Here is a 10,713-nt window from a genome sequence, read left to right on the forward strand (position 1 = left end):
GCGCCCGCGGCGCGCAAGCCGCTCGGCCTGACGCCCGCCGCAGCGCCGCTCACGGCCCGCGCGGCGACACCGCAGGAAGAAGAAGAGGCCAAGCGGATCATCCGCCGGCCGGGCCTGCCGACGAAGGTCGTGCTGCCGCGCCCGACGCGCGGCGGCGAGCAGAAGAACCGCGGCCGTCTCACCGTCGCCAGCGCGACCGGCGAGGAGGATGAGCGCACCCGTTCGGTCGCCGCGTTCCGCCGCCGCGTCCAACGCCTCAAGGGCCATGTCGCCGAGCAGAAGGAAAAGCTGTCGCGCGAAGTCATCCTGCCCGAGACGATCACCATCCAGGAGCTCGCGAACCGCATGTCGGAGCGCGGCGTCGATGTGATCAAGCTGCTCATGCGGCAGGGTCAGATGGCCAAGATCACCGATGTGATCGATGCCGATACGGCCGAGCTCATCGCCGAGGAATTGGGCCATACCGTCAAGCGCGTCGCCGAATCCGACGTCGAGGAAGGCCTGTTCGACACGCCCGACGCCGACGCGCATCTGCTGCCGCGCCCGCCCGTCGTCACCATCATGGGCCATGTCGACCACGGCAAAACCTCACTGCTCGACGCCATCCGCCACGCGAATGTCGTCTCCGGCGAGGCCGGCGGTATCACCCAGCACATCGGCGCCTATCAAGTGACGGCGCCGAGCGGCCAGCTCGTCACGTTCATCGACACCCCCGGCCACGCCGCCTTTACGGCGATGCGCGCCCGCGGCGCCAAGGTGACCGATATCGTCGTGCTCGTTGTCGCAGCGGACGACGGCGTCATGCCGCAGACGATCGAGGCGATTACGCATGCCCGCGCCGCCGGCGTGCCGATCATCGTCGCCATCAACAAGATCGACAAAGCCGACGCCAAGCCGGAGCGGGTGCGCGCCGAACTGCTGCAATATGAAGTGCAGGTCGAGTCGCTCGGCGGCGAGACGCTCGAAGTCGAAGTCTCGGCCACACAGAAGCTCAATCTCGACAAGCTGCTCGATGCCATTTCGCTGCAGGCCGAGGTGCTCGACCTCAAGGCCAATCCGGACCGGCCGGCCGAAGGCACCGTGATCGAGGCGCGGCTCGACCGCGGCCGCGGCCCGGTGGCGACCGTGCTTGTCCAGCGCGGCACGCTGCGCACCGGCGACATCATCGTCGGCGGTTCGCAATGGGGCCGGGTGCGGGCACTCATCGACGACAAGGGCGACACGAAGGACAGCGCCGGGCCTTCGGCGCCGGTCGAGGTTCTGGGTTTCAACGGCTCGCCCGAGGCCGGCGACCGCGTCGCCGTCGTCGAGACCGAGGCGCGGGCGCGCGAGATCACCGAATATCGCGAACGCCAGAAGCGCGAGAAGGCTGCCGCCCGCGGCACCGGCGCGCGCAGCTCGCTCGCCGACATGATGAGCCAGTTGAAGGCGGCTGGCCGCAAGGAATTTCCGCTGGTCATCAAGGGCGATGTGCAAGGCTCGGTCGAGGCGATCGTCGCGACGCTCGAAAAACTCAACACCGACGAGGTCGCCGCACGCGTGCTGCACGCCGGCGTCGGCGGCATCACCGAATCCGACGTGACCTTGGCGGAAGCTTCGCACGCCGTGGTGATCGGCTTCAACGTCCGCGCCCACAAAGAAGCGCGAAGCCTTGCCGAACAGGCGGGCATCGAGATCCGCTATTACAACATCATCTACAATCTCGTGGATGACGTAAAAGCGGCGATGTCCGGCCTGCTGCCGCCGACTTTGCGCGAAGAAATGCTCGGCAATGCCGTCATCCTGGAGGTGTTCAACATCTCCAAGGTCGGCAAAGTGGCGGGCTGCCGCGTGACGGACGGCACGGTCCAGCGCGGCGCCAATGTGCGTTTGATCCGCGACAATGTCGTTGTCCACGAAGGCAAGCTATCGACATTGAAGCGCTTCAAGGACGAAGTGAAGGAGGTTGTCGCCGGGCAGGAATGCGGCATGGCCTTCGAGAATTACCAGGACATGCGCGTCGGCGATGTGATCGAGTGCTACAATGTCCAGGAGATCAAGCGGAGCTTGTAAGGCGCACGCTCCCGAGGGGCTTGAATATCCGCGCCGGATTTATCCCCACAACGACAAGAAGCGCCCGCCGCTCTGCGGCGGGCGAAGCGAAGGGCATTAAAGAAAATGTCGAGACTGCATCATAATGGCGGCGAGCCGTCGCAGCGCATGCTGCGCGTCGGCGAAATGATCCGCCATACCGTATCCAACCTTCTGAGCCGCGGCGCAATTAACGACCCCGTGCTCGAAGGCCATGTCGTGACCATCCCCGATGTGCGCATGAGCCCCGATCTCAAGCTCGCGACCGTCTATGTCATGCCGCTCGGCGGCAAGGACATGGACGAAGTGCTCACCGCTTTCGACCGCAACAAAAAATTTCTGCGCGGCGAGATCGCCCATTGCGTCAACTTGAAATTCGCCCCGGACCTCCGCTTCAAGCCGGACCAGAGCTTCGACTGCGGCGCGCGGATTGACGCGCTGCTCGACTCGCCGCAAGTCAAGCGCGATCTCGTCAAGACACCAGAGAACTGATGAACGCACCTCGCTCCAAGCGCGCCGAGATCAATGGCTGGGTCGTGCTCGACAAACCCGTCGGCGTGACCTCGACCCATGCCGTTGCCCGGCTGAAGCGCGTCTTCAACGCCAAAAAGGCCGGCCACGCCGGCACGCTCGACCCGCTCGCCTCGGGTGTGTTGCCGGTCGCCTTCGGCGAGGCGACGAAGACCGTGCCCTTCGTGCAGGACGGCGAGAAGGCCTATCGCTTCACCATCCAATGGGGCATCGAGACGGATTCGGATGATGCCGACGGTCAGATCGTCGGGCGCTCTGAGGCACGGCCGGAGACTGCGGCTATCCTGGCGGCGCTGCCCCACTTCACCGGCACGATCCTGCAAACGCCGCCGGCCTTTTCGGCGATCAAGATCGCCGGCGAGCGCGCCTATGACATCGCCCGCGATGGCGAGATGCCGGACCTACAGCCGCGGCCGGTGACCATCCATGAACTGGCGCTTGTCGCGATCGGCGCGGACGAAGCGACCTTCGAGGCGCGCTGCGGCAAGGGCACGTATGTGCGCGCCATTGCCCGCGATCTCGGCCGGATGCTCGGTTGCCTCGGCCATGTTTCGGCGCTGCGGCGCACGCGCGTCGGCCCGTTCGGCGAAAGCGAGGCGGTGCCGCTGGCGCAGATCGAAGATGCATCGGTGCCGGATGCCATGCGCCGGGTCGAGGCCGGGCTTTTGGAATTGCCGCAAATCGTCGTCGATCGCGATTCCGCCGCACGGCTGCGGCGCGGCCAGGCGGTCCTGCTGCGCGGCCGCGACGCGCCCGGGGATGGCGTGGCCTACGCGTGTTGCGGCGGCGTCGTCGTTGCCGTCGGCGCGGTCGAGCGCGGCGAATTGGTGCCGGGCCGCGTCTTCAATCTGCCGTTCTGAGCAAGGCAGGCCGGCCTTCGGCCGCGAGCAGCACATCGGACTCGTCTTTCAGGGCGACGCCGGTAAGCTTGCGCTTCAAAGCCTCGTCCACCAGCCATGCAAGCTTGAAAGCCGCGAGATCGTGCACGAGGCCCTCATAACGAACGTTCGAAATGCAATTGCGCTCGCCATCGTTACGGCCAGGCTTCGGATTGTAAGTGAGATAAATGCCGAGTGAGTCCGGCGACGATAGGCCGGGCCGCTCGCCGATGAGCACGATCACCGCGCGCGCCTTGAGCAGCTGGCCGATTTCGTCAGCGAGCGCGACGCGCGCCTGGCTGGCGACGACGACGGGCGCGACGCGCCAGCCCGCCCGCTCGATATACGGCTGGAACGCGGCAAGCAAAGGCGCCGTCTGGGTATGGACCGCGGTTGCCGACAGGCCGTCGGCCACGACGATCGCCAGATCGCACGGTTTGCCGCCCTGTTCGATCAGCAGCACGCGGCTCTGGGGACTAAGCGAACGCCCCCAATCGGGACGGCGCAGATAGCTCGCGCGATCCGGCGCAGCGCTCGCGACGCAGAGGGCGGCAAAGCCGAGCTTCTGGATCTCGGCTTCGATCTTCTCGTGATCGAACGGCGTATGCACCGCATCGCGGGCGCGGGCATGAGCGAGCGAAAACTTCAGCACTTCCCGGGTCGGCAGCGAGGCGCCGGCGCGGCCGAGGGCGATGCGCGCCTGAGTCGTGCGGGACAGGTTCTTCCAGAAATCCTCGACGACCGGCGGCCGCATCTCAGCCCTCGTGCCAAGCAATGAGCGGATGCGCGGTCTCCTGTCGCAAGAGCCGCCCGTCGGCGCCGGTGATCCGCATGCGCGCGAGCCAGGCATCGAACTCCGGCGCGCGCTTCAAGCCGAAGACGTCGCGCAAATAAAGCGCATCGTGGAACGAGGTCGACTGGTAATTCAGCATGACGTCATCGGCGCCCGGAATGCCCATGATATAGGTGAGCCCGGCCGCGGCCAGCAGTGTCATCAGATTATCCATGTCGTCCTGATCGGCCTCGGCATGGTTGGTGTAGCAGACGTCGCAGCCGAGCGGCAGGCCCATCAGCTTGCCGCAGAAATGATCTTCGAGGCCGGCACGGATGATCTGCTTGCCGTCATAGAGATATTCGGGGCCGATGAAGCCGACGACCGTGTTGACGAGCAGCGGCTTGAACGGCCGGCATGTCGCATAGGCGCGCGCCTCCAGCGTCTGCTGATCGACGCCGTGATGCGCATTGGCGGAGAGCGCACTGCCCTGGCCGGTTTCGAAATACATCACATTGTCGCCGACGGTGCCGCGCTTCAAGGACAAGGCCGCGTCGCGGCCCTCTTTCAGCACGGCGAGGTCGACGCCGAAAGACCGGTTCGCGGCCTCGGTTCCGGCGACGGACTGGAAGACGAGATCGACCGGCAGGCCGCGATTGATCAATTCGATCGAACTCGTGACATGGGTCAGCACACAGGCCTGCGTCGGAATGTCGAACCGGGCGATGACGCTGTCGATCAGCTGCAGCAGATCGGCCAGGACCGGCAGGCTGTCGGAAGCGGGGTTGATGCCGATCACCGCATCGCCGCTGCCATACATCAGTCCATCGACGATCGAAGCGGCGACGCCGGCGCGGCTGTCGGTAGGATGATTGGGTTGCAGGCGCACCGCTAACGTGCCGGGTAAGCCGATCGTGTCGCGGAATTTCGTGACGACTTGGCATTTCCTTGCCGCCAGGATCAGATCCTGGTTGCGCATGAGCTTGCTGACGGCAGCCGCGATCTCCGGCGTAATGCCGGGCGCCAGCGCCGAGACAATCTCCGGAGTCGCCTCGTCCGAGAGCAGGAAGTTGCGGAATTCGCCGACCGTCAGGTGCGAGATCGGCGCGAATGCCACCCGGTCATGCGTGTCGATGATGAGCCGGGTGATCTCATCGCTCTCGTAGGGAACGAGCGTTTCTTCGAGAAAACGCTTGAGCGGCATGTCGGCAAGGCAGAGCTTGGCCGCGACATTCTCTTCCGCGCAGCTTGCCGCGATCCCGGCAAGCATATCGCCGGAGCGCGGCGGCGTCGCCTTGGCCATGAGCTCGGCCAAGGATCCGAACGCCCACCGGGTTGTTCCCGTCGCATAATGGTAGCCCATCTCTCGCTCCAGAAGCTTTGCTTTGGCTAACGATTATAAAGCCCCCGGGGGAGCAGGCGCGGAAATATCCGCGCCTGTCCTGATCAAAGTCCGGCGTGAACCGTTTCGCCGACGGCTGCTTCTTCGGCGAGGATCTCGGCATGGCGCTTGGCAATGTCGGCGGCGCTGATCGGCGGCCCGGGGAAACGCTTGCGCTCAAGCGCGAACCAGCCGACGACGAGCAAGACGAGAATGCCGATCGCGTAGTTGACGACGATGTCGTTCGGCGGCTGCAGGCCGATCCAGGTCACGCCGACAACGCCGAGAGTGGTGATGACCGCAAGCGGCTTCGACCAGACGCCGAGCTTGAACGGGCCGGACGGCAGCCAGCCTTTCGATTCGGCATAGAGGCCGGCGGCGACCGGCATCGCATAGGAAATATAGAGGAAGACCGCCGAACCCGCCGCCAAGGCATTGTAAGCCGAGGAATAAAGCGTCGCCGCAATGGCGAGGACCACGGTTGCCCAAATGCCGCCGACCGGCGTGCGATAGGCTGGGCTGACCCGGCGCAGCAGCGGCGACAGGAAGGGCACCCCGCCGTCGCGCGAGAAAGCAAAGATCATCCGCGACGTCGAGGTCACGCAGGCGAGCGAGCAAAGATAATTGGCGATGACGATCAGGACATAAAGCACATCCTTCAAGGCATTCGGCACGCCGAGGCCGGCGAGAAGGTTGAAGAATACATTGCCGCCGTCCTTCGCCGCGGCCACCGGATCGCTCATGGCCAAAACGAAAGAGCAGACCATGATGTAGCCGAAGATCACCGAATAAAGGATCGAATTGATGATCCCTTTCGGCACGGCGACCCGGGCGTTAAGCGTCTCCTCGGCGGTGTGCGCCGAGGCGTCGAAGCCGGTGATCGTATAGAGCGGCAGCAGCAGGCCGAGCAGGAAGGCATAGACGAGATTGTTCGTGCGCGGCACGACATCGCCGCCCGGATCGCCGGTGTTGTTGACGATGTGAAACAGGCGCGACAGGTCGAAATGATGCACGCTGAACAACATCGTCGCTGTGAGCAGAATGGCGACGAAGAAGATCAGATAGCCGGAGAAATCGGTGAGCTTGCTCGTCACCTTGATGCCGAAATGATTGAGAAGGCCCTGGGCGATGGCGATGACGCTGACGCCGGCCAATTGCTGCCAATAGCCCCATTTCGATGTATCGATATGGAAGATATTGGTCAGGATCAGGCTCGTGAACAACGTATAGGCGCCGACCGTGACCGCGGCGGTGACGAAGATCAGACCGAGCAGGTTCATCCACGCCGTGGCCCAGCCCCAGCCGCGCCCGCCCAGGATGGACGACCAATGATAAAGACCGCCGGCCGTCGGATAAGCCGAGCCGATCTGAGCCATCGACAGGCCGACGATCAGCGAGAAGACGCCGCCGACAAGCCAGCCGACGCCGATGCCGAAACCGCCGGTGGTCGAAAAGCCGGTTTGAAAGCTCGTGATGCCACCGGCAAGGATGCAGATGATCGAGAACGAGATCGCGAAATTGGAGAAGCTTTTCATGCCGCGCGCAAGCTCTTGGGCATAGCCCATCTGGTGCAGCACGTGGACGTCTTCTTCGAGAATGGATTGATCGGTGGCTTCAGGTCCGGCTGACATCGGCGCCTCCTCGTACTCCCCCTCGGGGAGCCTTTAGTCTTAGCTCGACGGAGCGCGACAATGCGATTTGCATGCCGTCCCCAAAGAGAAACTTCCGCAGTCTGGACGCAGGCGAAAGATATTTTCTTGACATTTTCCAGCCAAGATTTGACCTTTGTCCGGTCCTCAACCGGGGAATGGACGTGCCGGTTCAGCAATCCGCTTTTCAGGACCGGGCCGGCGACCATTCGGTCGTCTTGGCGGCGGCGGCGCATGGCGCAGTCGACTTCATCACCGCGCGCGGTGGCGATCCGGAACGCGTTGCAGCGGTCGCCGGCGTCGACCTCCGACAATTGGAAATTCCCACCGATCCAATCGATCTGCGTGGCTATTGCGGCTTGTTCGAAGAGGCGGCGCGGCAGACCGGCGAAGACAATTTCGGGCTTTGGTACGGCCAGCAGTTCGAGCCGCATATGCTGGGGCTGATCGGCTTCATCGCGCTGGCTTCGCCGACGCTGGGCGAGGCGGCCAAAAACCTGGCGCATTATTTTCCGCTTCATCAATCGGGCACGCGCACCCGTCTCTTCACCCGCGACGGCTTGCTGCATCTCGAATATCAGATCGTCGACGGCCGTATCGTCAATCGCCGCCAGGATGCCGAACTGACGATGGGCATGTTCGTCAATCTGTTCCGCCATTGCCTCGGCCGCACCTGGTCGCCCGAGGAAGTGCATCTTGAACATGCGGCGCCGCAGGCGCCGGAAGAGCATGAGCACGCCTTCCACGCGCCGATCTTTTTCGGCCGCGGCAGCAATCGGCTGGTGTTCCGCAACGATCAGCTCGACCGGCCGATGCCGGGCGCCGATCCGCAATTGCTGTCGCTCCTGCGCGCGACGCTGACGCGCGTCGCGCAGACGACGCAGCTCGCCTTCAAGGACCGGCTGACGGGCGAGATCCGCACGCATCTTGCCGCCGGCGAGGTGAAATTCCCCGATATCGCCGCGGCGCTCAGGATGTCGCAATCGGCGCTGCTGCGGCGGCTCGAGGATGAGAACATCGGCTTTGCCAAGCTCGTCGAGCAGGTGCGGCGCGAACAGGCGCGCGCCTATCTCGCGCAGCGCCATATCGCCGTGAGCGAGATCGCGCTCTTGCTCGGCTATTCCGAGATCAGCGCGTTTTCACGCGCCTTCAAGCGTTGGGAAGGCATTTCGCCGAATCACTACCGCGCCATGGCTCTGGGCGATTAGCCGGCGCTTTCGGACCTCTGCCGCTTCGAAGAAGCCGATTTGAAGAAATGGTCGGAGTGAGAGGATTCGAACCTCCGGCCCCCTCGTCCCGAACGAGGTGCGCTACCAGGCTGCGCTACACTCCGATTTTGCCGGTCAGTCTGGGCGCAGACGCCCGCGGCGCATGCCTTATAGCTAGGCCGCCCGCGCCCGACAAGGGCGCGGGAGCAGCAATTCGACCGGCTTAAACGGCCGGCGCGTGGCGCGGCTCGGTCGGCGGCAGCGCCGGCGGCGTTGCGGCGGCCTCGATCTTGGCCATGCCGGCCTTCACAGCCTCCTGCACCTTCTCGAAGGCGCGGACCTCGATCTGGCGGACGCGCTCGCGCGAGATGTGGAACTCGTCCGACAATTGCTCGAGCGTAATCGGCTCCTCGGCGAGACGCCGCGCCTCAAAGATGCGCCGCTCGCGCTCGGAAAGAACGCCGAGCGCGGTGTGAAGCGCATCGAGCCGGTTGTCGGTCTCCTCGCGATTGGCGAGCAGGCTTTCCTGGCTGGTGCTGTCGTCGACGAGCCAATCCTGCCATTCGCCCTCGCCCTCTTCGCGCAGCGGCGCATTGAGCGAGGCGTCGCCCGCCATGCGGCGGTTCATCTCGATCACATCCTGCTGCGAAACGCCGAGCCGCTTGGCGATGGTCGCGACCTGATCCGGATTCATGTCGCCGTCTTCGAGCGCGGAAATCTGGCTCTTCGCCTTGCGCAGGTTGAAGAACAGCTTCTTCTGGCTCGCCGTGGTGCCCATTTTCACGAGCGACCAGGAGCGCAGGATATATTCTTGGATCGAGGCGCGGATCCACCACATCGCATAGGTCGCGAGACGAAAACCGCGGTCAGGCTCGAAGCGCTTCACCGCCTGCATCAGGCCGACATTGCCTTCCGAAATGACTTCGCCGATCGGCAGGCCATAGCCGCGATAACCCATGGCGATTTTGGCGACGAGCCGCAGATGCGACGTCACCAGTTTCTGCGCCGCTTGCGGGTCCTCATGCTCGCGCCAGCGCTTGGCGAGCATATATTCCTCTTGCGGTTCCAGCATCGGGAACCGGCGGATTTCGCGGAGATAGCGGGATAGTCCGTTTTCCCCCGAGAGAATGGGAAGTGCGGCTGCTGAAGCCATTGTGAAAAATCCCTCCTGTCGAACTCCCGTTTCGGCGAGCTCAAAAACGGCAACCGAAGTCTGCCGTATGGGAAATATAGGAGCGCCGGCTCTCCTTCGAAAGAGCGCGTCCAAGATCAGAGATTACAAAAGGGTAACCAAGAGCCGCCATTTTGCGGCAAAGCCGCGCCGGCGCCTCTTTGCTATGTCCCCGCGGCGAGCGCCGTGTGCAATTGCACAAGGTCCGCCGGCAGTTCGCTCTCGAATAAAAATTCCTCAGCAGAAACAGGGTGCCTGAACCCAAGCGTGGCGGCGTGCAGGGCCTGGCGGCCGAGCCGTTCGAGCGCCGCCTGAGCCTCCGGCCCAAGCCGCGCCGCCTTGGTCTTGAAGCCGCGACCATAGAGCGCGTCCCCCAAAAGCGGATGGCCGCCATGCGCCAAATGCACTCGGATCTGATGCGTCCGTCCCGTCTCCAAAGCGCAACGCAGCAGGCTCGCGACCGGCTTGCCGTCGCTGCCGCTGTAGGTCTCGACCAGCTCCCAATGCGTCACCGCGGCGCGGCCGGCGCCGTCGCGGACGACGGCCATTTTCTCGCGGTCGATCTTATGGCGGCCGAGCGGCAGGTCGATCGTGCCGGCTTGCCGCTCCGGCACCCCCCAGACAAAGGCGAGATATTCGCGCGTCAGCGCCTCAAGGCTGTGATCGGCAAAGAGCTTGGCCAAGCCCTTATGCGCCGCATCCGTCTTGGCCACGACGATGAGGCCGGACGTATCCTTGTCGAGACGATGGACGATGCCCGGCCGCTTGACCCCGCCAATGCCGGAGAGGCTGTCGCCGCAATGGGCGATCAGGGCATTGACCAGGGTGCCGCTCGGATGGCCGGGCGCCGGATGCACGACGAGCCCCGCCGGCTTGTCGATGACGATCAGGTGCGGGTCTTCGTGAACGATGGCGAGGGGAATTGCCTCACCCTGCGGCACCGGCTCTTCCGCCGCCGGCACGGTGATGTCGATCCTTTGTCCGGCTTTGACCTTATGCCCCGCGTCGCGCACCGGCGCGCCATCGATGGCAACGGCGCCGGCCTCGATCAGC

9 protein-coding genes and 1 tRNA gene are annotated in these 10,713 nt (G+C 64.4%); 4 read left to right on the forward strand and 6 right to left on the reverse strand.

Going from position 1 to position 10,713, the window contains the following annotated elements:
- The 3 genes from infB to truB all read left to right on the forward strand — a co-directional run.
- Positions 1 to 2,052: translation initiation factor IF-2 (gene infB / locus Q0025_RS14210; protein WP_297300257.1), on the forward strand; the 2,052-nt coding region annotated here is incomplete at its 5' end.
- Positions 2,053 to 2,157: 105 nt separating this feature from the next.
- Positions 2,158 to 2,562: a 30S ribosome-binding factor RbfA gene (gene rbfA, locus Q0025_RS14215; protein WP_297300259.1), complete on the forward strand. Its 405-nt coding sequence runs from the start codon at positions 2,158 to 2,160 to the stop codon at positions 2,560 to 2,562.
- Positions 2,562 to 3,461 (forward strand): tRNA pseudouridine(55) synthase TruB, encoded by a 900-nt coding sequence (truB, locus tag Q0025_RS14220; protein WP_297300260.1) that lies wholly within the window; start codon positions 2,562 to 2,564, stop codon positions 3,459 to 3,461. The genes rbfA and truB overlap by 1 nt, the downstream gene beginning before the upstream one ends.
- Here truB and eutC read toward each other — a convergent pair.
- The 3 genes from eutC to Q0025_RS14235 form a co-directional block, all read right to left on the reverse strand.
- Positions 3,445 to 4,233, reverse strand: a complete 789-nt coding sequence (gene eutC / locus Q0025_RS14225) for an ethanolamine ammonia-lyase subunit EutC (protein WP_297300262.1) — start codon at positions 4,231 to 4,233, stop codon at positions 3,445 to 3,447. The two genes, truB and eutC, sit on opposite strands and share 17 nt — an antisense overlap.
- 1 nt (position 4,234) lies before the next feature.
- Positions 4,235 to 5,614: an ethanolamine ammonia-lyase subunit EutB gene (locus Q0025_RS14230; protein ID WP_297300264.1), complete on the reverse strand. Its 1,380-nt coding sequence runs from the start codon at positions 5,612 to 5,614 to the stop codon at positions 4,235 to 4,237.
- A gap of 83 nt (positions 5,615 to 5,697) precedes the next feature.
- Complete coding sequence (locus Q0025_RS14235; RefSeq protein ID WP_297300266.1) at positions 5,698 to 7,263, reverse strand: amino acid permease; 1,566 nt, start codon at positions 7,261 to 7,263, stop codon at positions 5,698 to 5,700.
- 176 nt (positions 7,264 to 7,439) lie between these two features.
- Between Q0025_RS14235 and Q0025_RS14240 the strand changes: the two genes are divergently transcribed.
- Entirely contained in the window at positions 7,440 to 8,489 is a 1,050-nt protein-coding gene (locus tag Q0025_RS14240) for an AraC family transcriptional regulator (protein WP_297300267.1), read from the forward strand.
- A 48-nt stretch (positions 8,490 to 8,537) separates the two neighbouring features.
- Here the strand turns inward: Q0025_RS14240 and Q0025_RS14245 are convergent.
- From Q0025_RS14245 to Q0025_RS14255, 3 genes are all read right to left on the reverse strand, one after another.
- A tRNA-Pro gene (locus Q0025_RS14245) sits at positions 8,538 to 8,614 on the reverse strand.
- 98 nt (positions 8,615 to 8,712) lie between these two features.
- Positions 8,713 to 9,642: an RNA polymerase sigma factor RpoH gene (gene rpoH / locus Q0025_RS14250; RefSeq protein WP_297300269.1), complete on the reverse strand. Its 930-nt coding sequence runs from the start codon at positions 9,640 to 9,642 to the stop codon at positions 8,713 to 8,715.
- Between the two features lie 182 nt (positions 9,643 to 9,824).
- The coding region (locus Q0025_RS14255; RefSeq protein WP_297300271.1) for an RluA family pseudouridine synthase at positions 9,825 to 10,713 on the reverse strand (889 nt) is incomplete at its 5' end.

It is taken from the genome of uncultured Methylovirgula sp. (assembly GCF_947646745.1).
Lineage (GTDB): Bacteria > Pseudomonadota > Alphaproteobacteria > Rhizobiales > Beijerinckiaceae > Methylovirgula.

Coding starts and splice junctions, on each gene's coding strand:
- eutC (WP_297300262.1), bottom strand. CDS start 4,233: ATGCGGCCGCCGGTCGTCGAGGATTTCTGGAAGAACCTGTCCCGCACG.
- rbfA (WP_297300259.1), top strand. CDS start 2,158: ATGTCGAGACTGCATCATAATGGCGGCGAGCCGTCGCAGCGCATGCTG.
- rpoH (WP_297300269.1), bottom strand. CDS start 9,642: ATGGCTTCAGCAGCCGCACTTCCCATTCTCTCGGGGGAAAACGGACTA.
- Q0025_RS14240 (WP_297300267.1), top strand. CDS start 7,440: ATGGACGTGCCGGTTCAGCAATCCGCTTTTCAGGACCGGGCCGGCGAC.
- Q0025_RS14230 (WP_297300264.1), bottom strand. CDS start 5,614: ATGGGCTACCATTATGCGACGGGAACAACCCGGTGGGCGTTCGGATCC.
- truB (WP_297300260.1), top strand. CDS start 2,562: ATGAACGCACCTCGCTCCAAGCGCGCCGAGATCAATGGCTGGGTCGTG.
- Q0025_RS14235 (WP_297300266.1), bottom strand. CDS start 7,263: ATGTCAGCCGGACCTGAAGCCACCGATCAATCCATTCTCGAAGAAGAC.